General features: G+C 42.8%; 18 protein-coding genes and 1 pseudogene. 11 read left to right on the forward strand and 8 right to left on the reverse strand.

All coding sequences use genetic code 11. The features are described from left to right. Nucleotides 1-20: 20 nt before the first annotated feature. The 5 genes from U0035_RS15475 to U0035_RS15495 all read right to left on the reverse strand — a co-directional run bounded on the left by U0035_RS15475 (nt 21) and on the right by U0035_RS15495 (nt 7179). Nucleotides 21-1445 (reverse strand): TolC family protein, encoded by a 1425-nt coding sequence (locus U0035_RS15475; RefSeq protein ID WP_162817932.1) that lies wholly within the window; start codon nt 1443-1445, stop codon nt 21-23. Next, the gene (locus U0035_RS15480) at nt 1429-2745 is read right to left on the reverse strand and encodes an HlyD family secretion protein (RefSeq protein WP_114791835.1); all 1317 of its coding nucleotides are present in this window, start codon (nt 2743-2745) and stop codon (nt 1429-1431) included. Before U0035_RS15480 ends, U0035_RS15475 begins: the two co-directional genes overlap by 17 nt. A 52-nt stretch (nt 2746-2797) precedes the next feature. Beyond that, a complete protein-coding gene (locus U0035_RS15485) occupies nt 2798-4468 on the reverse strand; it encodes a peptidase domain-containing ABC transporter (protein ID WP_114791834.1) in 1671 nt (556 codons plus the stop codon). Nucleotides 4469-4477: 9 nt separating this feature from the next. Next, a complete protein-coding gene (locus U0035_RS15490) occupies nt 4478-5152 on the reverse strand; it encodes a TetR/AcrR family transcriptional regulator (protein WP_114791833.1) in 675 nt (224 codons plus the stop codon). Nucleotides 5153-5697: 545 nt separating this feature from the next. Further along, nucleotides 5698-7179, reverse strand: coding sequence for a glycoside hydrolase family protein (locus U0035_RS15495; RefSeq protein ID WP_114791832.1), 1482 nt, complete (start codon nt 7177-7179; stop codon nt 5698-5700). 50 nt (nt 7180-7229) lie between these two features. Here U0035_RS15495 and U0035_RS15500 point away from each other — a divergent pair, with 50 nt between their 5' ends. From U0035_RS15500 to U0035_RS15525, 6 genes are all read left to right on the forward strand, one after another. Next, nucleotides 7230-9407 (forward strand): HAD-IIB family hydrolase, encoded by a 2178-nt coding sequence (locus tag U0035_RS15500; RefSeq protein ID WP_114791831.1) that lies wholly within the window; start codon nt 7230-7232, stop codon nt 9405-9407. A gap of 163 nt (nt 9408-9570) precedes the next feature. Then, the gene (locus U0035_RS15505) at nt 9571-11268 is read left to right on the forward strand and encodes an OmpA family protein (protein WP_114791830.1); all 1698 of its coding nucleotides are present in this window, start codon (nt 9571-9573) and stop codon (nt 11266-11268) included. A 133-nt stretch (nt 11269-11401) separates the two neighbouring features. After that, nucleotides 11402-11884: a hypothetical protein gene (locus U0035_RS15510; protein WP_114791829.1), complete on the forward strand. Its 483-nt coding sequence runs from the start codon at nt 11402-11404 to the stop codon at nt 11882-11884. A 70-nt stretch (nt 11885-11954) separates the two neighbouring features. After that, nucleotides 11955-14072, forward strand: coding sequence for a helix-turn-helix domain-containing protein (locus U0035_RS15515; protein WP_114791828.1), 2118 nt, complete (start codon nt 11955-11957; stop codon nt 14070-14072). A 76-nt stretch (nt 14073-14148) separates the two neighbouring features. Continuing rightward, nucleotides 14149-14682, forward strand: a complete 534-nt coding sequence (locus U0035_RS15520) for a hypothetical protein (protein WP_245957764.1) — start codon at nt 14149-14151, stop codon at nt 14680-14682. Between the two features lie 29 nt (nt 14683-14711). Continuing rightward, entirely contained in the window at nt 14712-15749 is a 1038-nt protein-coding gene (locus tag U0035_RS15525; RefSeq protein WP_114791827.1) for a patatin-like phospholipase family protein, read from the forward strand. 32 nt (nt 15750-15781) lie between these two features. On the opposite strand, the gene U0035_RS15530 is transcribed toward U0035_RS15525, so the two are convergent. After that, nucleotides 15782-17209 (reverse strand): CCA tRNA nucleotidyltransferase, encoded by a 1428-nt coding sequence (locus U0035_RS15530; RefSeq protein WP_114791826.1) that lies wholly within the window; start codon nt 17207-17209, stop codon nt 15782-15784. Between the two features lie 70 nt (nt 17210-17279). Between U0035_RS15530 and U0035_RS15535 the strand changes: the two genes are divergently transcribed. Beyond that, nucleotides 17280-18362, forward strand: coding sequence for a WG repeat-containing protein (locus U0035_RS15535; RefSeq protein ID WP_162817931.1), 1083 nt, complete (start codon nt 17280-17282; stop codon nt 18360-18362). Nucleotides 18363-18369: 7 nt separating this feature from the next. Here U0035_RS15535 and U0035_RS15540 read toward each other — a convergent pair whose 3' ends face one another. Then, the gene (locus U0035_RS15540; RefSeq protein ID WP_114791824.1) at nt 18370-18933 is read right to left on the reverse strand and encodes an L-threonylcarbamoyladenylate synthase; all 564 of its coding nucleotides are present in this window, start codon (nt 18931-18933) and stop codon (nt 18370-18372) included. Nucleotides 18934-18936: 3 nt separating this feature from the next. Continuing rightward, the gene (locus U0035_RS15545) at nt 18937-20088 is read right to left on the reverse strand and encodes a glycosyltransferase family 4 protein (protein ID WP_114791823.1); all 1152 of its coding nucleotides are present in this window, start codon (nt 20086-20088) and stop codon (nt 18937-18939) included. A gap of 208 nt (nt 20089-20296) precedes the next feature. On the opposite strand from U0035_RS15545, the gene U0035_RS15550 reads away from it, so the two are divergent. From U0035_RS15550 to U0035_RS15560, 4 genes and pseudogenes are all read left to right on the forward strand, one after another. Further along, the gene (locus tag U0035_RS15550; protein WP_114791822.1) at nt 20297-21103 is read left to right on the forward strand and encodes a 2,3,4,5-tetrahydropyridine-2,6-dicarboxylate N-succinyltransferase; all 807 of its coding nucleotides are present in this window, start codon (nt 20297-20299) and stop codon (nt 21101-21103) included. A 133-nt stretch (nt 21104-21236) separates the two neighbouring features. After that, nucleotides 21237-22166: a ribosome small subunit-dependent GTPase A gene (gene rsgA, locus U0035_RS15555; protein WP_114791821.1), complete on the forward strand. Its 930-nt coding sequence runs from the start codon at nt 21237-21239 to the stop codon at nt 22164-22166. Between the two features lie 162 nt (nt 22167-22328). Further along, a pseudogene (locus tag U0035_RS23005) lies at nt 22329-22454 on the forward strand (Uma2 family endonuclease); the annotation flags it as partial. Between the two features lie 128 nt (nt 22455-22582). Further along, entirely contained in the window at nt 22583-22795 is a 213-nt protein-coding gene (locus tag U0035_RS15560) for a hypervirulence associated TUDOR domain-containing protein (RefSeq protein WP_114791819.1), read from the forward strand. Nucleotides 22796-22800 lie beyond the last annotated feature (5 nt).

A 22800-nucleotide genomic window follows, 5' to 3' on the forward strand; every position in this document is an offset into this window, starting at 1 on the left:
AGCTGATAAATAGAAACAGATTATCTTGCCGTTACCCACGGATTATTAAAGTTTTCATTCAGCCATTTCAGCTGGTTGTAACTATTAACGAACTTCAATCTCAATTCAATTAACTTTTGTTCAGCCTCCAGCAACTTGTTTTCCCTGGAGTTAATAAGAAATAACGAGCTTTCTCCGTTTCCAAAACGTATTTCTTCGGCAGTTAACAGTCGACGGTAATTGATAATGTTTTGTTGCGCAATATCAATTTGGTTGCGATAATTGATCACTTCATTTCGATAGGCGATTATTTTAGTAGTAAGCTCTTGCTGCTTATAGTCAGTATCCAGCTGGTTTTGCTCAATTTTTGATTTAGCGATCCGGTAATCAGCCCGGGCTTCTCTCAGTAAAAGAGGGATTTCCAGCTTCAATCCATATTGATAGTTGTTTTGAAACAAAGGAAAATAATCCGCTCTATACTGCTCTTTGTTGAAAAAGTTATAAGTAAAGTCAAGCTTTGGCAATAAGCTTTGTTGTTTCAGCCGGCGTTCACTTTCCAATATGCGTTGTTTTTGAGTATAGTATTGAACAGCTGCATGCTGGTTGATTGACCGGCCTTCCAACGCTGCTAACAGAGAACTGTAGTTTTGATAGGAGCCATTTTCAATAAGGCTGTCAGCGGGCGTTATAGAGAAATCCGGGTCGTAAGGTTCCCGGTCTTTGGTCCACATAAACAAAGAAAGTTCCTGTGTTGCTTTTATGAATTTAATATAGGCTTCCTGTAATTGCAATTCAAAACTCTGAAGTTGCGATAGGACTTCAGTAGTATCAATGGCTGCACGCTCGCCATATTCAAGCGTTTTTTGAGTGAGCCTTAACCGATCACGATTCACGGCTACTGTCCGCGCCTGAAGTTGATATACTTCATATTGCTTCACCCATTCCCAGTAAATATTTTCCGCATCCAGCATAAGCTGGTTGGTTAAAACCTGTTGTTCTGCCTCTGTCATTTGGAGGCCGAAGCGAGCCTGGTCTAACAATGCTCTTCGCTTATCATACAACAGGTTTTTCGCCAGTGGCAGGGTAATACCCAACTGGAACAATCCTCCCCTGGTAGCACTGTTGTTAAGTTTCTGCCCGTCGATATAATTGTAATTCCCGTTCAGCTCTATGCCGTACCAGGTGGGTATTCCGAGTTCAACATGGGTTTCTTTATAATAGTTTAAACCATCAATGGTTTTAGCGCCATTCTTCGCGCTTGCCAGCGGGTCAAAATTACCCCGGGCTTTCTGTATTTCGTCGGCGGCAATGCGGTTTTGTAGCTGGTAGCGAAACGCCAATGGGTGATAATTTTTCACTATTGCCAGGAACTCATCATGCGCCAGGCGTAATGTGTCCTGCCCAAAACTGAAGCCAGACAAAAACACTGTAATGATAAATAGCAATATTCTATTTAGATTTTTCATTACCACTCGTCGGTTTTTCATTTTTAACTGTGTAGTAATCTGGCGGGAACCCGTTGATGTTTCGCCAAAGCTCATACCATACCGGTACATCATTCAATATGGCGATGCCTTGTACACCTGCGCCCATTTTTAACTGGGGTGGCCAGGGCTTTTTCCCTTTATCTTCTATGGCCAACGCCCTGAAAAGCCCGTTAGCGCTAATATTGCTTTCAACCGCAATTACTTTTCCTCTGAAGATACCATAACTCGTATTGGGCCAACCCGAAAACACAATAGCCGGGAACCCATCAAAAACAAACATTACCGATTGGCCTGCTTTAACCAGTGGCAGGTCTACAGGCTTGATGTAGATCTCCACCGCATAATCAACATTACCCGGAACGATAGAGCCGATGCTTTCACCATCTTTTAATATTTCGCCAATACCTGCCTTGTTTAATTGCACGATCTGTCCATCCTGTGCGGCAATCACGGCATACAGGCCAAGGCGAATTTTATAATTAGATACCTGGTTCTGCAACTTGGCGATATCACCTTCACTGCTTTCAATTTGTCCCTTGCTTTGAAACAACTCCCCCTGTGTTTTATTGAGCTTTTCAGAATAATCCTGCACTGTAGCGCTTTGTTCCAGGTTCACCGTAATGATTTCCTGCCGGGTTTGTGCCAGCTTGTTTTGCGCAGCCGTCTTTTTAGCAGTTGCATTCTGATAGGTAATGCTTCTTTGCTGTAACTGCGTTAACGAAACCAGTCCCTCATCATACATTTTCTTTTGCCGCTGGTACTGGTCAGTGGTAAGTTCCAGCTCATTATTGGCAGCTTCGAGTTCCGCTTCTTCAGCAGCCAGTTTATTGTTCAATTGGCCAAGCTTCACTTTAAGCTGCTCCAGTTTCAGGTCCCTGCCGCTGGCCAGCGCACTCAGTTGGGCATCGGTCGTATTTACCTTGGCCTCATAATAATTCCTTACTCCCTGCTTGGCTTTTACCTGCTCTTCTGTACGGTCTATCAACAAGGGATCCATATAGTCTTCTTTGACCTCTGTTAGTTGTAGTATCGTATCGCCCTTCTTCACAAAGTCGCCATTCTTTACATGCCATCTGGCAATACGGCCCGGTATGGGCGAGTTTAACTGCTGGGGGCGCTGTTCTTGCAGCAGCGAGGTTACATTGCCTTTGACCTTTATATTTTGTGTCCAGGGAAGAAATAAAATGATCACGCATAAAGCAAGGAAAATATAAAACCAACGTTTTACTCTCGACTTGCGATTGTAGTGATAGATGTTATTAAACGATTCCAATTTCATCCTTAATACTTTAATTATTGTTGCGCATCGGCTGATAACGTACTTATAGATCCTAATCTTCTTTAGATATCCTGCCTTTGTTAAGGAACAAGGTTTGATCAGCAATGGAGATCAGCTTTTCATTTTGAGATACGATGATGATGGTCGTGTATTGTTTGATCTTTTGCAAATACGCAATCATCTTAGCAGAAAAATGACGGTTCATTCCGGCAACAGGATCTTCCAGCAGCAACAATCGCTTTTTGCCTACGGCCGCTCTCAATAGCAATATCTTCTTCCGGGCACTGAAAGAGAGTTCTGTATCTGTTTCGCTAAGTTTGGTAAGCAATCCTTCTGTAAACTGGCTCGACAGATCTTCAATACCCCATTCGCGGGTTAGTTCTACAATATGATCGGTGCCTACATCTTCGCGGCCCAGGAGTATATTGTCCAGCAGCGATCCTTTAATAATTGACATATCCTCCAGGTAAATACCCGATGCATCCCTGAAGGACTCCTTATTAAGATTCTTTAACGGTATCTTATCGAATAAGATGGTGCCGCTGGTGGGTTCATAAAAGCCAATGATGATATTCAATAATAACGATTTTCCGGCGCCCAGCACCCCATTGATTATGGTAATGCTGTTAGGGGGTATATGGAAGTTCAGGTTTTGAAGCACCGGCTTCTGATCGTTAAAGTGAAGTGATACATCGTTAAAGCTGATTTCCATTCCGTTACCCGTTTTTTCAACCTCAATATCAGCCGAAGGCTCTTCTTCCAGGTCGGTTACCTTACTTAACTTGGTAAGGGAGGTAATCACATCGTAGTAACTTTCCAGGCTCTTAATCAATTTTTCAACTGCGGTTAAAATGGTAAGTACCACGATCTCCGTAGCAACGAATGCACCAATATTCAGTTCCTGGTTCACCAGCAGGTAAGTGCCGATAGCCAGCATTACCAGGGTTATGATCACTTTAAAGCCTATTATCGTCCAGTATTGAAAGACCAATACTTTGAAGTGAGCGGTGCGGTGCTTTAAATAACGCATCACGCGTTCATCAGTACCTTTTAAATGGGTATTGGCCTTAGAGTTTATTTTAAATGTTTTAACTGATCCTGCAATGTCTTCCAGCCAGGAAGCTACTTCGTACTTCCGGTCGCTTTCGTCTAAACTAGACTGGATACCCGAGCTCATCGTTAACCGGAATATGACAATAACAATAATCAACACCAGTGCGCCAAATACTAAAAACCAGGGATGGTAAAAGGACAGCAGCACAATGCCAAATACTATTTGTATCAACGCTGTGGGTATTTCAAGCAATAGCTTGGATATACCTTTTTGTAAATTGGGCGCATCGAAGAAGCGGTTCAGCAACTCCGGCAGGTAATACTTCCTGGAAACTTTCAGATTGATTTTTGGCAATTTTTCTGCGAATGCTAGAGAGTACTCTACAAATATCTTCTGCTGTATTTTTTCGATGATCTGCATTACCCTGATGCGGTAAAAGCCCGCCATGAAAGTACCTGCTACTACAAAACCGATGAGCAGGTACAATGATGTAACCATTGTAGCGCCCATGACAAAACTTACAATAGCCTGTATACCCAGGGGAATACTTAGCTGCACTAAGCCATTAAGTATCGCGTAGAAGTAGATATTGGCAGCATCTTTTTTTTCTTTGGTTATATATTGAAAAAGTTTTCTGCTGCTAAATTTCGTATCGCTCTGCTGTGCCATGCGTTATATTTATTTAATGGCTGAAAATGCCAGTTGAGTCAGGTAATTCAACACATATTTTTTGTGCTGCTGGTGAGACATATTGTCTGTAAGAGAAGGGAGGTGCTCGCTAAAAAACTGTTGGTCATGGGCAGTCTCCAATAAAGTACTGGCCAGGGACCTCGCGTATGGATAGTCGGGCCGAATTTCCAGGATGATAGCGCTGATTCGTTTGCAAAGACTTTTGAGTGGGTTAAAGGCCATTTCTTTGTTGATAGTGTCCACTTCCTTTACCAGGTAAGATTTACTGCTGTCAGATATAACGATATTATGCAAATGATCGAGGTTATAATCCATCAGCTGTCGCTCATTTTTTTGACAGTGTGTGATGATAGTAAGCAGCCGTCTCAATTTATCACATGCGGGAGTGTCTGCCGGAATCAACATCTCTGTTAAAAATTCGAGATACGACCAGTACCAGTTTAATATATATACCAGCAAGCGATGCTTGGAGGTGAAATACCGGTATATCGTTGCCTCCGTTGTATGGATTTTTACACTGAGCTTTTTAAAAGTAAATTGTTCGAGTCCTAATTCGTAAATAAGATCAATCGCATTTTGCACAATGGTCTTGCCCATATCGCTGCTTTCGGGATCTTTTACATACAAATGCTGGTTCAACTTGAATTTCAATAAAAACTCCATATAGATGTTGCTTGAACTGTTGGAAGTGTGGCGAAAGTAGGTGGTACTAATACGATAGAAAATAATAGTAATACTATTTTTAGCAGATAAGAGATATTCTAATCTATATCATACGGCTCTAATATAATGGAAGTGTAAGCCGTCACAAGGCTATGCGACAGATTTTATGAGGGAAACCTCTGCGGGTGAGCTATTTAAGCACAAACCTGGCCAGGAATAACTGTTGGCCAGTTAATAAATTATTCCGACATTAAGTCTAATCTGATTCTAATGCTTTTTAATCTGATTCTTATCGGTTTTCCTGCCAGGACGATGCTGATACACAAAAAACCCCTCGTGGAAACGTGGGGTTTAAACCAAAACTAACTGCTTATGAGAAAAACTTTTTTTGCTTATTTATATTAGTGTAAGACGATACAATCTATCCATTCCTTCGCTCCACTTTACCGTTTAACATTTTTTTAAGTATCCTGTCAGAAAATGATATCCTCTTTTCTTCCACTAGAACAAAGCACGGCAATAATTGTTCCCGCATCGTTGATTTTTTATGAATTGCTGATATATTCATCCTCAAGAGGAGGTAGCTTTTTAATAATGCTGTTATTAAGCGATACTACCGAGGAGGCCGAATACAAACCAATAAAATTGTTATTGTAATTGTAGTCTATTAAAGTAAGTTTAACCAGTCCGTCTATTGCCAGTTCGATATAATTGCCAAAACGAATCAGCTTGAAGTGATAGGTATAGCGTGGATTAATGGTAAAGCTGTTATCCTGCAGCACTTTAAAATGAAAATTAGACCGGATGTCGGCTTCATTAAAACCCCATGCCCGTACTTCTACGTGCCCGTTAACAACATCAAAAGAATAATAATATCCCGAGCCGTCTTCGTCCATATCTGTCACCAGTCCCAGCTTCCCCATACCTTCAACGGAGAGTACACCTTCCCATATAAAATCGTCTGCCGGTTTTTCTACCACGAACACTTCATAGCCGCTCCTGGAACCTACCACCCAGCGGTTATCTTCCACGCTGAAGGAAGCCGTTGGGTTATTAAACAGCTGCCGTAATTCATTAAAATGATTTTGATCCAGAACATCGTAGGCTACCTCTTCCCAGTGGTCAAAACTTTTGAGCAGCAACCGTCCTTTTTCGTCAACATCTAATTGCTTGGGAGGTAAAAACACCCGATGCGAATTGATAAGCCCCGAGGTATAAAAAAAGGAATAAATAAGTGTGTTCCCGTTAATGCTTTCCACTACACGCGCCGCATAGTTCCCTTGCGGTAATAATACATTAGCGTGAAACGCATGGTATTCTCCTAGGAACTCATTCGCAAACCAATAGCGAACTTTTACATCCTCCCTGATGGAAGCAATTGCATAATAGCGGCCATGCAACTCAAATACACAGGGGCATTCGAGGTCGTCATACATCATGGGCATATGCAAGGGTTTCATATAGGTTACCTGTTCATTTTCCTGCTTCAGTAATGCAATACAGCCACGCCTGGATACAGGGCCCTGGGCCGAACGCGCACAGATCAGGAAATACGTAATATTTTCATGATCAATACGATACGGGTCCCTGAAACTTAGCCATCTGCGCGGACTGTCATCCATGCTTTCATAGTAAGGCCCTTTAGACTCAATAGGGAAAATGCCCTGGTTCTTTTTCTCCCAATGGTAAAGATCGTAGGAAACAGCCAGGCCTATCATTGAGTTGGTGCCCCTCAGCTTTCGCTGTAACCCTGTATAGTACATTTCAAAACGTTCCCCTACCTTGCATACATGCATGGTCCATAGCATATCGTCATCCCATTCGCCGGGGTCACCTACGAACAGGGCATTTTTAACTCTTTTCCACGAGATACAATCATTGGATACGGCATGAGCAATGTAATCATGATTAGGTATAATTAAGTGAAACAGATGGTAAACCCCGTCATGCAATATAATGGTTACATCACCTATTTCCCAATCGCTGAAACCCGAGCCGGAATAAAAACTTCTTTGTATGTTTTGCATTTGTTTAAAAATAATTATATTTCAAGCACTCAAAAACCACACCTATAAAAATGAAAAGTTATTACATTCAATTATTTAGCCCTCATGGTTTGATCAGATTTCACCAGGCGGAGATAGGGCGCGATAAAGATACAGGAGGACAGGTTAAATACGTATTAGAATTGCTGGAAGCGCTTTCGAAGCATCCGCAGGTAAGAAAGGTGGATCTCTTCACCCGGCGTATCACCGACAAAAGAGTATCTGCGTCGTACAGTCAGCCAATAGAGGTAGTCAATGAAAAAGCTCGTATAGTACGGATGGATTGCGGCGGACAGCTGTATAAAGAAAAAGAACAGCTGTGGGACCATTTGGATGAGTTCATTAATAATACCATACGTTTTAATGAAGCGGAGGATGATTACGCTGATGTGTTGCATGGACACTATGCTGACGGTAATTATATAGCCTGTGAACTCAGCAAGATCTTTGCGCTTCCTTTAATAGCAACCGGCCATTCTTTAGGTAGAAATAAAAAACGTATGCTGTTAAACCAGGGTTGGGAAGAAAAGAAACTGAACGATCGCTTTAACATGCAACGTCGTATAGATGAAGAAGAAAAAGTGATTGCCAATGCTGACGTTGTGATTGTAAGTACCCGGCATGAAATAGAAACGCAGTATATGGGGTATAGCAATAAGCCCCAGGCTAATTTTAAAGTGATACCGCCAGGTGTTAATAGCGATGTGTTCTACCCCTATTATCGTTTAGAAATGCCTTCGTTCGCTATGACCATTGAGCAGGAGCAGGCATTGTATAAAATCAATTCCGAGATTGAACGGTTTTTATTTAATGCAGACAAGCCCCTGATATTGTCCATTGGCCGTGCGGATAAGCGTAAGAATTTTGAAGCCATCATTACCAGCTACGGCCAGGATAAAGAATTGCAGGCAATGGCCAACCTGGCCATTTTTGCCGGCGTAAGAAAAGACATTACACAAATGCCTGAGGACGAAAAAGAGATATTGACCAATCTTTTATTACTAATGGATAAATATGATTTGTATGGAAAGATGGCATTACCTAAAAAAAATGATCCGGGTGTAGAAGTGCCCGAGATATACCGGATTGCTGCGCGTAAAAAAGGTGTATTTGTAAATGCAACGCCCGGGGAAAACTTCGGGCTCACCATTGTAGAAGCAGCTGCCTGCGGTTTACCCATAGTAGCATCTCCAACCGGGGGACCAAAAGAAATTGTTGAAAAAGCTGATAACGGACTATTGATTGATGTGGAAGACACCGCAGCTATTGCAAGTGCATTAAAAAAGATAATAGCCGACAGAGCCTTATGGGATCAGTATTCGGCCAACGGCATCAAAGCCGGTGCTGAAGACTATGCCTGGAACAAACATGCGGAGAAATACGTAGAAACAATCAATGATATTTTCAAAGAGAAAGCGGAAAAATTCCAGGCACAAACTTCCTTTGGACGAAAACTGGCTGATGCACAGTTGTTCTTAATAAGTGACCTGGACGGTACCCTGGTTGAAGGAGACGATTTGACCGGTCTTGAAGAACTGATGAACTGGTTGCGTGAAAACCCTGGTGTGGTGTTTGGCATATCCAGCGGCAGAAGCAAGGCACTGATGCAGGAGGCCCTTCATAAATATCCGTTTGTAAATCCGGATGTGCTGATTTGTTCGGCTGGCACAGAATTGTACTATACCAAGGACTTTATACCAGATGTAGGGTGGGAAAAGCATATCAACCATCAATGGAAGCGCGAGCAGATAAAAACCGCAATGGAAGAACTTCCCAATATAACATTACAGGGAGCAGATGCGCAATGGCCTTTTAAGATCAGCTATTTCGCAACCGAGCATTTCACCGGAGATGATCTGGCTAACGTAAATAAGCAGTTGTATGATCGGAAATTGCCGGCAAAAGTGCTGCTCACCGATAATAAGTACCTGGACATTATTCCACGCCGGGCGGGCAAGGGTAATGTAGTCAGATACCTGAGCTATAAATGGAAGCTTCCGGTGGAGCAATTTATTACATCTGGAAACGGTGGTAACGACATAGATATGCTGCAGGGACAGGCAAAAGGGATTGTGGTAGCCAACTATAGTAAGGAGCTTGATGTGTTAAAGGGGAAACGAAACGTTTACTTTTCCAGTACGCCCCTATCGTCTGGAATATTGGAAGGAATAAATTTCTATGCTAAAAATGGCAAAAAGCAGGACAAATAATAGCTTTTGAAGTACAATGCGGCATGGCCCCTCAATATTAACAATACTTTCTCATTTTGGCATAATGTTACATATTTGCTCATTAATTATGCGTTTTGATCTGTTTTACAATTAGAAAGAGATGACAACGTATGACTATAACTAATAGGCCAAATTAAAAAGTATGAAAAATTCAAAATCTCTCAGTCTTATTCTGGGACTATCTGCTTATATAGGCAGTGTGAATGCACAGGTTAGTCCTTCGCATCCATATACCGCACCGCACCCCATATATGGTACTTTTTCTGTTACAGACTCTAATTATTATAACAAAAAACAACTGGCTCAGCATAATGAGTTTATGGTTGGCAGTCAGGATTATCCCGGAAAACCAAAGGATATGTGGGAGGTTGGTATCAAAGGCGGTATATTTACCATTGGTGGAGATGTTGATGCCGTTTTGGGAACTCCTGGTTTTGGTATACACGTTCGTAAATCTTTAGGTCACACGTTATCTCTTCGCTTAGAGTATATGTATGGTATTGCTAAAGGACAAAACTGGCGGCCTTCAACAGGATATACAGCGGGAGGCTATACCAACCCATGGTTCTATCGATACACGAAAAATAGTGTTTTGCCTGGTGGAAATGTTTGGAATCCTATTGATTATCCGGCAGTATATTATAATTATAAAACAGAAGTACAGGAATTAAGCCTGCAATTACTGGCTAATATCCATAATATCCGCTTTTACAAAGCGCAAACAGGCGTTACCTTGTATGCATTGGCTGGTTTGGGCGTCTCTACATGGAAAGGCCGGGTAGATGCAATGCACCAGGTAAGAGGTGATGCTGAAAGTGCAGCATACGATTTTGCCAGCGTTAATAGCGATGGCGTTTATACCAACCGTAAAGATGTTCTGAAACGATTGAAGGATCTTCAGAACGGTGAGTACGATACTCCAATTGAAAGGGATCCCAGCAAGCCATACTCCGATATGTTCCGCGGTAATATTGCACCGTCTGTATCAGGAGGTTTAGGCCTTGCATTTCGCTTAAGCCCCCGTATCAACCTGGCTATTGAAGACAGGGTGATCTATAATGGTTCTGACCTTTTAGATGGTGTACGTTGGGATGAGTACAAAACTTTATCTCCCGATAAAGATCTGATGAACTACTTAACTGTAGGTTTGAATTTCAATCTGGGTAATAAATCAAGGAGAGTTGAACCTCTTTACTGGTTAAACTCTATGAACTATGCTTATAGCGAATTGCGCAGAGTACCTGAAATCATTCTTCCGGATGCTGATGGCGATGGTGTAACTGATCAGTTTGACCAGGAGCAAACACCTGCTGGTTGCCCGGTTGATTTACACGGTGTAAGCCTGGATACTGATGGAGATGGGGTACCTGATTGTAAAGATAAAGAGCTGGTTACTCCCACTTATTGCCAGCCGGTTGATGCTGATGGTGTAGGTAAATGTCCTTGTCCGGAAGGTTGCGCTCCTGCTCAAAGCGATTGCGCTGCTTCTTTAGGAGCTTTACCAAGCATTCACTTTGCTGCAAACTCTAACAAACTTTCTGACGATGCAGCTGCTACTTTAGCAACTGTAGCTTCTAAACTGAAAGCAAACCCCAACTGTAAAGTAGTAGTAGTAGGTTACTGTGCGGCTACTAAACGTCAGCAGCAATTAAGCTGGGATCACGTGAACAAAGTGATTTCTCACTTGGTTGAAAAAGAAGGCGTAAGCAGCGACAGGTTTATCTTCAGCTCAGGCCAGGAAGGTGGCGATTGCGATGCGGTTGACATTCGTGCAGCTGCTCCGGGAGAAGACGGTCCAAACACTGTTGCTCCTCCGCATCCCAACCTGCGCAAAAACTAAGTCACTTTTTGCTATAACATACAAGTAGCCGCCTCAGCAATGAGGCGGTTTTTTATTTTTAAGGATATTGATTAGCTTTGTTCAATAATACTAACCTGTAGCAAAGCATTTTTTGTCCCTAAAAAACTATAAAATGAGGCCTGTATTTTTTATTTTAATCACTGTCATTTTTTTCGCTTGTCATAATACTCCCCGACAAAGTGAAACCTCTTCTGAGGATTCTGTAGCCATAACTGCGGAGAAAACAGAACCTGTGGTGGATGCGCAATGCTACCTTTCTGTTGCCGCAAAAGATACTTACGCATTAAAGCTTACTATTATAGATACATCGGTAAAAGGGACTGCGGTATTCAAAAATTTTGAAAAAGATAGTAATCACGGAACTCTTGAGGGTAGGGTTGAGGGTGACATCGTACGTCTTTGGTACAATTTTCAATCGGAAGGAATGAACAGCGTGCGCGAATTGTATTTTAAAAAGGAGGGTGATAAATGGGTTACGGGTGTCTCTAATGAAGCAACGAGGGCAGATACAGCTTATGTGCCGGATGCAAAGGCCGTTGTTTATAATGGCCCGGTATATATTAAAGGAGATTGTGCCGCATTCCCTGAGCTTTAATAACCCCGTCTTTTTTTTAAATATCTTATTATTTATCAACAGAGAATTAAATACTGCCTAATATATTGATTTGCGACACCTATTTGAATTACTCGAGCATACGAACCGTAGTGTTTTTCTTACCGGCAGGGCAGGTACCGGTAAAACTACATTCCTGCAAAATTTTGTAAGAAAAACAGGTAAGAAGTTTGCCATTGTGGCTCCCACAGGTATTGCAGCAATCAACGCAGGTGGAACCACTATCCATTCCATGTTCGGGCTACCGCTGACTACCTTTGTCCCAACAGTTGAATATGTAGATAGAAATGAAGCCATCAATATTCCCAACTTGCTGCCTCACTTCAAATACCGGAGAGACAAACTCAAATTATTGAGAACATTGGAAATACTCATTATAGATGAGGTATCCATGTTACGATGCGATATACTGGATATGATGGATCTGGCTTTAAGAACCGCCAGAAAATCTCCGCTTCGGTTTGGTGGTTTACAGATGCTATTTATAGGGGATCTCTACCAGTTACCGCCGGTAGTAAGACCAGAAAATGAGCGTATGCTCCAAACCTTTTATAACGCCCCTTTCTTCTTTGAAGCCAAAGCCCTGGAGGGATTACATCTTTTAACCGTTTCCCTGACTACGGTATACCGGCAAACAGACCTGGTTTTTTTAACCATGCTGAATGCCATCAGGGATAGTGACTTAGAAAATATCAATTTCGACCTGTTACATAGCCGTTATCAACCCGATTTTGACCCTGAGGAATTTTACGTGCACCTGGTGTCGCATAATTATATGGCAGATGCCATTAATAAGCAGAAGTTAAGAGCGCTGAAGGGTAAAAGCCATATTTACAAAGCCAAGGTCTGGGGCGAATTTAAACCTAATCTTTTTCCGAACGAGGAAGAACTGGAGTTGAAGGAAGGCGCCCAGATCATGTTCATCAGGAACGATAAGGATGAGAGCAAACGCTTTTACAATGGCAAGCTGGCAACCATTACAGAGCTCCGTGACGAGGAGGTGAAAGTGCTGCCGCAGGACGAAACACGAGAGCTGACGATTGAGAGGGAAACCTGGGAAAACAAAAAGTACTTTATAGACCAGGAAAACAAGGTCGCCGAAGATGTGATCGGGAGTTACGAACAATTTCCTTTTAAACTGGCCTGGGCTGTTACCATTCATAAGAGTCAGGGACTTACTTTCGATAAAGTAATCATAGACGCAGGAAAATCTTTTACCAGCGGACAGGTTTATGTTGCCCTAAGCCGGTGCAGAACCCTGGAAGGTATCGTGCTGAAGACAAAAATCCCGGCCCAAGCTATTATCAATGACGCCCGTATTCAGCTTTTTCAGCAAGATACAGATGCCGGAAACCAGATTGCTGCAATTGTAGCTGCTGAACAGTATAAATATGTAGGAAATAAGCTGCTTCAAAAATTGAACACACAGGAGCTTTTAACAGAAGCGGAGGCATGGGAAGCCGCAATACAGGAAAGTACAGTTATCGATAAAACAGAAACATTACCGGTTGCCCAACAATTAATGGAAGACCTGAAAGCATTGGAAACTGTATACGGGAAGTTTGCCGCATTTTTAAACCACCGGCTTGAGCATTATACACAAGCCCCCGGAGAATGGCTGCCGATAGAAGAAAAAAGTAAAGGTGCTGTAGCTTTCTTTTTTAAGAATATCGATGAGAAAGTATTTATACCTGCAAAAGAATGCTATGCAGAAACTAAGGGTTCGAAGGGGTTAAAAGCCTATAACGAGGTGCTGAAAGGCCTGATTGACAGCATCGCTTCCTACCTCTCTATACTAAAAGATGCCAGGTTGTTGGATACGGTTTTGATGGAGGGGGAGGCATTAGTAGTAGAAAAGGCCGTCTCAAAAAAGCCGACTCATATTATCAGTTTCCAGCTTTTTGAAGAGGGAAAATCACCTGATGAAATAGCTGCGTTACGTTCGCTCGCCAAAGGAACTATTCTGGGGCACCTGGCTAAAATGGCAGCGGTAGGAGTGCTTGCCCTTGACCGGCTGTTTAACCAGGAAGACATTAAACTATTTGAAGCACGGTTTAAACAACAAAATTTTAAAACTATTACCGAATGGAAGCAAGCCCTGCCCGACTCCTGGGACTACAATGAAATCAGGATACTGGTCAATCACTATACCTATAAAACCAGCAGATAGAACCGGAATAGTCGCGTAAATTAGCTATCAGCAGGCAGTAGTTGATGGAATACCTTTAATGTCTGAAACACATACTATGGAAACCTTAAGAATGCCCTTTTTATTAATGCTGGTATTGGTAACAGCATTGGCCAATGCGCAGCAACAGGACACCGAATTTACCCAGGGATGGTTATTGAATCTTAAATTAACAAACGGAGCCGTTACTAATTTTAAAAGTACTGCGCCCGATGCTTATACCGGTGGTTTATCGCTGAATCCGCAGGTGACGGTAGTGCCGGGCTTGCTGCGGTTGGGAACCAACCTCGGGGCCGCTTATACCAGCAAAAAAGTCAGCGGGCTCTTTGGCCCGGTGATAGCATTAAAGCTTACTGAATTTGGTACAAAAAACTTTGGCACCCTGGCCAACATGCAACTGATCGCGGAGGCCAGCTGGGGAACGAACCGCCAGCAAATGGTGGGTGGTGGCCTGGGCTTTGAAATATTATCGCTGGCTCATATAGGCATCACTGCCCAACGGGATTATAAATTGAATAACTGGTGGCTGCAATCTTTTATCGCAATAAGATTAAGTAAACAAAAACAGGATACGGATAAATACGCCCGATAATACATTTTCTACCTTTAAAATTTAATTCCATGAAGAATGCTCTTGTTATTAGCGGCGGTGGCTCTAAAGGAGCTTTTTCGGTAGGGGTTGTAAAAGACCTCATGAATATATATCAGCTGGATTTTGACGTACTGGTAGGAACCAGTACCGGTGCTTTAATTGTTCCATTGGCGGCATTAGGCGAGCTGGAGAAACTTGAGCAGCTCTACACTTCGGTTACCGACGAGCAAATACTGGTGAAATACAATATCGGTAAGCGCCTGAATGCACATTCCATCTTTACAGCAGGCCCGTTAAGTGATAAGATCGATGCATTATATACTGATGATTATTTTAAAAGATTACAACAATCTGGTAAAGAAGTGTATTTGACCACCACCTGCCTCCAAACGGAGGATCTGGTGGTTTTCACAACAGCACAAAATCCTGTTGAAAGCAGCTATTACAAAGTAAGAAAGATTGTAAGCCCGGATCAGTTCAGGAGAGCAATACTGGCCTCCTCCAGTCAGCCGGTATTTATGCCTCCCGTTAAAGTGAATAAAACAGTACCGGGGGAGGCATTTCCAGAACATCAGTTTGTGGATGGCGGTGTACGGGAATATGCAGGTCTCGGCATTGCTACCGATGCAGGAGCTCAGGAAATATTTACAATTATCCATTCGGCCCAAAACATAAAGCAGGATCATGCTGAACAAACCAGCTTGTTTGGTATATTGGAAAAGGCTATCGCTATTTTTATAACCGATGTGGGTGCAAACGATTTGTATGGACCGCTGCACTACAATCGTGGACTTTCTTACATCAGCAAAGTAAAGGCGAAAATGAAATCCCTGGGCGTGAATAATGCAGATATCGAAGCATACTTTAACGTGGATCATGTGCCCGGCGCCTATCAAAATAAAGAACCTTTAAAAATACACCTGATACAACCCCAAGATGATTTGGGGGGTGGCCCGGGCGGACTGGTATTTAATCCTACCGAAATGAAAGGCATGGTATTGAAAGGACAGTTGGCATTGCAGTCTTACGTAGCCCATTTAAATAAGGATGAAATAGACTGGGTCTGAATAAATGACATGTACTATTGATTATCTTTTTCTTAAGCCACCCCTATTTCCCTGGCTTTGGATTTAAGGAACTCCAACGCCGCCTCACGATTATTTTCTACGATCCCGTCCAGTATTGCATCTTTAAGGCTGTCCTTTAAAATACCTACAGGTCTCGAAGGATTAAGATTGAAGATCTGCATAATTTCGGAACCGTCAACCGGAGGCTGCCAGGTCCTGATCTGATCTTTTTCCTCCACCTCTTTGCAACGTTCCCGGACCAATTTAAAATTTTCAATGTAGCGTTTTACTTTCTGGCGGTTCTTACTCGTGATATCGGCTTCGCAAAGCATCATCAAAGCATCAAAATCTTCCCCCGCGTCAAATAACAACCTGCGGATGGCCGAATCGGTAATATCTTCTTTGGTTAAGCTAATGGGGCGCAAATGCAGTTCCACCAGTTTTTTTACGAAGCGCATTTTGTCGTTGGCTGGTAACTTCAATTCACTAAAGATCTTCGGTACCATGCGTCCACCCACTACTTCATGTCCGTGAAAAGTCCATCCATGGCCCTCTTCAAATCTTTTGGTAGCCGGCTTGGCAATATCATGTAATATAGCAGCCCATCTTAACCAAAGGTCATCGGAATGTTTGGCTACATTATCAAGTACCTGTAAGGTGTGGTAAAAATTATCCTTGTGGCCATGGCCGTCTACAATTTCGGCGCCAGCTAAAGCAACCATTTTTGGGAAGATCAACTTTAATAACCCCGTTTTATAAAGCAGGTCGAAGCCGATAGACGGTTTTGGCGCTTTAATTATTTTGTTCAGTTCATCGGTAATGCGTTCCTGCGAAATAATCTTAATTCTTTCCGCCTGATCCGATATGGCTAATAAGGTTTCGCTGGCGATATTAAAATGAAGCTGCGTGGCAAAACGAATAGCCCGCATCATACGCAGCGGATCATCACTAAAAGTTTGTTCAGGCTCTAAAGGTGTAACAATAGTTTTTTGGTCGAGATCTTTTACTCCTTCAAAAGGATCCACCAGTTTGCCGAAATCATTTTTATTCAACGAGATGGCCAGCGCGTTAATGGTAAAGTCCCGTCTTTTCTGGTCGTCGGCCAAAGTACCGGGTTTCACCTGTGGTTTACGGCTATGGCGCTGGTAACTTTCTTTCCTGGCCCCCACAAATTCAATGTCAAAAGCCTCCCTGGTGTGTGGCAGAAGAATATTGATATGCGCTGTCCCAAAGTTTTTAAAAACGCTCACCCGCGGGACGGGCTGAAATTGGGCGGCTACTGCATTAGCCAACTCAATACCATCTCCTACACAAACAATATCAGCATCCTTCGTGGGACGTCCCAAAAGTTTGTCGCGCACAAATCCACCTACCAGGTAGCTTTCCAGTCCCGACTTCTGGGCTGCTGCGGCAATTTTGGCAATAACTATCTGTTCCTGTTCGTTTAAGTCAATATCCATGCGCGGCAAAGATAAAAGACTTTAAATTTTGTGGATATTGTTGTTTATGGTGTCTTATATAGAAGGACTCATGAAATATATAATTCTATCTTTTTTCCTGGTATGTTTGTTTACAGCTGGCAGGGCACAAAACGATGTTTGGACCGCTTACTGGAACGCAGATACCAGCTTGTATGGATTTAAAAATAATATCGGGCGCGTAATGGTAGAACCCCGGTTTACCGGCGCAGGCATTGCCCGGAAACTGGAGCACATCATGTCCGTAATAGAAGAATCTCCTGCAACGGGAAAATGGTCTGCTTATTTTCTTACCCGAACCGGCAAAAAAACAGGTTTCGATAGTCTTTATTTTTTTGATAACGTGCCCGACTGTGAAAGTGAGGGATTTATTCGGTTCCGTGATCGCCAGCTGGATAAGGTAGGATTGCTGAACATGAATGGCGAGGTGGTTGTTCCGGCTATCTACAATTACCTGGACAGGGTACAGAATGGTTTATTGACCGGCCTCACCGGCGCTCAAAAGAAATCGGATGGCGAGCATTATTATTGGGAGGGCGGGGAAACTGTTTTGCTGGATACGGCCGGAAAAATACTGATCAGGTCTTTTGTTGCACCATATGGGATCAATCTTTATTCTATGAAAAGATCGGACCATGTAGTTGATGATCCGGTTCGTATTAATTATAAAGCAGTCGATGGCCGTTACTATTCATTTATCGACTATGAAAAAGAATTTGCCGGTTTGCTGAAAAAGCTTGTTAGTGAATTGGATGTGGATATTTTGAAGCAGCATGTTTTTGATAAACTGTCTTATTACACTGAACAGGATGGCTGGGTTTTCAAAAACGGGGCATCATTTATCGACAAAAATTATTCTGTGCTAAAAGCTACTTTACAAAAGCTGCAACAACCTTCCTGCGATTCTTTTATCACCCGTGGGGGTCTTAACCCTTTTATTTATGACTCGAAGGAATATGAAGAGTATTTCGATAACTGCAACCAGGCCAAAGAGTGGAAATACCCACAGATGAGTATCTACATTAATCACTATGGCAACGGCAAAATAGATTACCAGGAAGGTCTCGATTTTCTGCGTACGGATAAAGGGTATCAACTCATCAACGTAAACATAAAGAAGGCTTCCTTCCAATAACCGCTGATTATCGGATGATCTCTACATTACCATCCCTCCAGCGGATAATAGACGAAGGTTGGGCAGGCTCATTATCATCCTGCCGGTATTGAACGATATAGTCTACACCCGTCTTTATAACTTCGCTGATGGAGGCATAAAACGGCGCTGCAGGCTCGCCCGAGATGTTAGCCGAGGTAGAGACGAGGGGCTTGCCAAAACGTTTGATCAGCGCTTTACAAAATGCCTCATTGCAAATACGTATGGCGATGCTGCCATCGGCAGCCACCAGGTTTTCAGCAAATCCTAATCCCTGTTCGTAGATGACTGTAGTGGGCCTGGTGGTGCTATCAAGGTAATCGAACAGGCTAAGATCAACGGCCGCCGTGTACTGCATCACCTCACGCTCGCCGGCTACTAATACAATCAGGGCTTTGCTATCGTCCCGTTTCTTTAATTCATATACTTTTTTTACTGCTTCAGCATTGGTAGCATCACAGCCAATACCCCATACCGTGTCGGTTGGGTAAAGAATGGTGCCGCCAGCCTGCAGTACTTCAATACATTTTTTGATATCTTCTTCGAAATTCATGGTTTATAAAGCTGAATTATAAATATTCATTACGGACTGAACATATTTTCCCGGGGAAAAACGTTCTGCGTTTTGAAGCCCTTTAGCTATGGCAGCATTCCGGTAGGAGGCGTCTCCATAAAATTTTCTAAAACCCTCGGCCATTTCTTCAGGGCGTTCAGGGTTGGCAAGAAAGGCCGCGTCTCCGGCGATCTCCGGCATACAGGAGGTGGTAGACGTGATCACCGGAACACCGCCTGACATGGCCTCAATGATCGGCATGCCAAAGCCTTCGTAAAACGATGGATATATCATTGCTGTTGATAGCTGGTATAATCCCGGGAAATCTTCTGTTGCAATAAATGGCTTTTTGCCCCGGGCTGCGAGCTGATCTGATAAGAAAATTACTTTTTCTTCCAGTTGGTTGTCAATCAGGTATTGTTTTACTTTTTCCTTGTAGTCACTGCCTTTTCCAACTACCACCAGTGGTAGTTCAATTTCCTCTTGAACCAACTTCAACGCCTTGCAAATATTCAACAGGTTCTTTCTTTCTATGATAGTTCCTACATGCAGGAAAAACTGTTGGGGCAGGCCATATTTTTCACGTATGACTTCTTTTTTATCTACCCCCTCAATTACATTAAAAATGGGGTCGCAGCTCTGGTAGGCCACATCAATACGGGCAGGATCTGTACCATATTTCTCAACAATATGCCCCTTGGTTTCCTCGCTGATGGCCATGATTTTGTTGGCGTAGTTACAGGCATATCTCAACTTGGTCCGGTATATTTTTACGTCGATGGGCTTAAAATCCTGTGGATATAGCTCAGGAAAAAGATCATGAATGGTTACCACCGACGCAATACCTGTCTGAGGAATCCCCCTGGGTATTTCCTGGCTGGGACCGTGATAAAGGTCAATTTTCAGCTTTTGGAGATCCTTTGTTACCCATTTACTACGCCATGCGCTGCTTAAAAGTTTATGGAGGGATTGAGTGGGCAAAATCTCCCGGATATTAGTGGTCTCCGGTTGGAAAAGTGTTCCCGGTTTGGGATTGAACAAATAATAGTTGTGCTGCGGATAATGGGCAGCCATTAACTTAATCAGTACCCTGCTGAAAAAACCAAGTCCTGTCCCATTATGATAAGCCCTTTTGGCATCAAAACCAATATTCATGTGACAAATATAGCTATAGACTATGGACCATTGTTGATGCACCATTTTTTTCCAAAGTATACTGGGTTCGCTCCACCTTTACATGTTGAGCAGCGCCCGCATTCATGACCTGGACAATAATGACGGTAGAATTTTACCTCAAAACGAGCATTTTTAATCGGTATAGTTCAGGTTTCAAGGTTTATCTTTGCCCACACAAAATTTTATCATGCAAGATCTAATCATAGAAGCCTGGGATAACAGGGACTTACTAAAAGACAAAAAGTATAGTGATGCCATACGCGAAGTAATTGAGGCATTGGATAAAGGACAATTGCGCGTTGCGGAAAAGAAAGAAACCAAGTGGGAGGTGAACGAATGGGTGAAGCAGGCCATCCTGATGTATTTTGCCATTCAGCCGATGCAAACCTGGGATGTGGCACCTTTCGAGTTCTATGATAAGATGTTGCTGAAAAAGGATTACGAAAAACAAGGCGTACGTGCAGTGCCGCATGCCGTGGCCCGTTATGGCGCTTTCTTAGGTAGAAATGTGGTATTAATGCCGTCTTATACCAATATTGGTGCTTATGTTGACGAAGGTACTATGGTGGATACCTGGGCTACTGTGGGCAGTTGCGCACAAATTGGTAAAGGCGTGCACCTGAGCGGCGGTGTAGGTATTGGGGGCGTATTGGAGCCACTGCAAGCTAACCCGGTTATCATTGAAGACGGTTGTTTTTTAGGTAGCCGTTCCATTGTGGTAGAGGGTGTTGTTGTGGAGAAGGAAGCAGTATTGGGAGCGAATGTAGTATTAACGAAAAGCACCCGTATTATTGATGTAAGTAAAGAAGTTGCGATTGAAACCAAGGGCCGCATCCCGGCGCGCAGCGTGGTGATTCCAGGCACTTATACTAAAAAATTTCCTGCAGGAGAGTACCAGGTGCCTTGTGCGCTCATCATTGGTAAACGTAAAGCCAGTACTGATCTGAAGACCAGTTTAAATGATGCTTTACGCGACTTTAATGTAGCGGTGTAGTTTTTAGGATAAAAGTATTATATTCAATATACTGTATACAATTAGCTTTGTAGTACAGAACAAAACTTTTAGTCCATGGCCGATCGTCCATCGGCCCTGGACTTTTTTAATTAAGAACATGCAAAAGGTCTAAATGATTAAAGCACTTGTATACAGGTCAACCGGTAGCTGGTATTCGGTAAAAGATGAGCAGGGGAATTTTCATAATGCCCGTATGAAAGGCGTTTTTAAAATAGATGATATCACCAGTACTAATCCTATTGCGGTGGGAGATGAAGTTGCAATTGAGGTAGAGAATGAGCTGGAAACTACGGCTATGATCACTCAAATTCTTCCGCGAAGAAACTATATCAACCGGCAGTCGCCACGGGTAAAGCATCAGCAGCATATTATTGCTGCTAATGTCGATCAGTCTTTGCTGGTGGCTACTTTGAAGGATCCTAAAACCTCCCAGGGGTTTATCGATCGTTTCCTGGTGGTTTGCGAAATGTACCATGTACAGGCTGTTATTGTTTTCAATAAAACAGATATCTACCGTGATAAGGAGTTCAAAAAACTGGAGGAGTTAACCGCCATTTACCAGTCTTTAAATTACCAGGTACACGCAGTGAGTGTAGAAGCCAACCAGGGCCTGGAAGCATTACAGCAATTGTTACAGGATAAAACCACTCTGGTAAGCGGGCATAGTGGCGTGGGAAAATCTACTTTTGTTAACTACCTGCTACCGGGTAAAGAAATAAAGACCCAGGATGTAAGCGGTTGGAGTGGGAAGGGAATGCATACCACTACTTTCGCCAATATGTACGATCTGCCTTCAGGAGGCAGGATTATTGACACTCCGGGTATCAGGGAGCTGGCGGTTACCGGTTTGGAAAAAGAAGAGCTTTCCCATTATTTTCCGGAAATGCGGGACCGCTTAAACAACTGCCGGTATAATAACTGCATGCATATTAACGAGCCCGAATGTGCTATTAAACAGGCCGTAATAGACAAAGAAATACATGAGGACAGGTATGTGAGTTATGTCAATATTCTGGATAGTATGGAAAGTAAAAATTACTGAAAAGCGCTTATTTTTACAATAATTTAAAACAAAGCCGTGCATCCGGTAATTGCAGGGTTTTATACGGGCAGGATTGGATCGTTGACGAATCCAATATTGTTCGCCCGATATTTTAATTGCCTGTGGCAACCTCGATCCTGAAGGGCATATTACCCAAACGCCTGTTTAATTGTGGAAATTTTTTCCAAAGCAACAAGGCTAAAGGACTGGAATACCAAGTATGCGCTTTATGAGTTCTGCGGGGTAAAATACTACCTGATGGCTGACCCTGATACTCCAGGTATTTGAGCTTATAGATAACAAATACAAGGAACTGTCTAACCCTTTTGACTTTAAACTTACCGAAGATTGCCGGATCGGGTTTGATGCAAAAGCAGCGCTTCCTCCGCGTTAGTGATTAATAAAATAACAAATACATGAAAGCAAAATTTAAAAAAGGCGATCATGTCAGCTGGAACTCTGAGGCCGGGCATGTATCCGGAACAATTATCCGTATTCATCAATCTGATTTTAATTGGAAAGGCTATACGCACCATGCTACACCCGATGATCCTCAGTATGAAATCAAGAGCGATAAAACGGATCATGTGGCGGTTCACAAAACCAAGGCGCTTAGAAAGGTCAAATAGGTGTA

The sequence above is a fragment of the Niabella yanshanensis genome (genome assembly GCF_034424215.1).
GTDB lineage: Bacteria > Bacteroidota > Bacteroidia > Chitinophagales > Chitinophagaceae > Niabella > Niabella yanshanensis.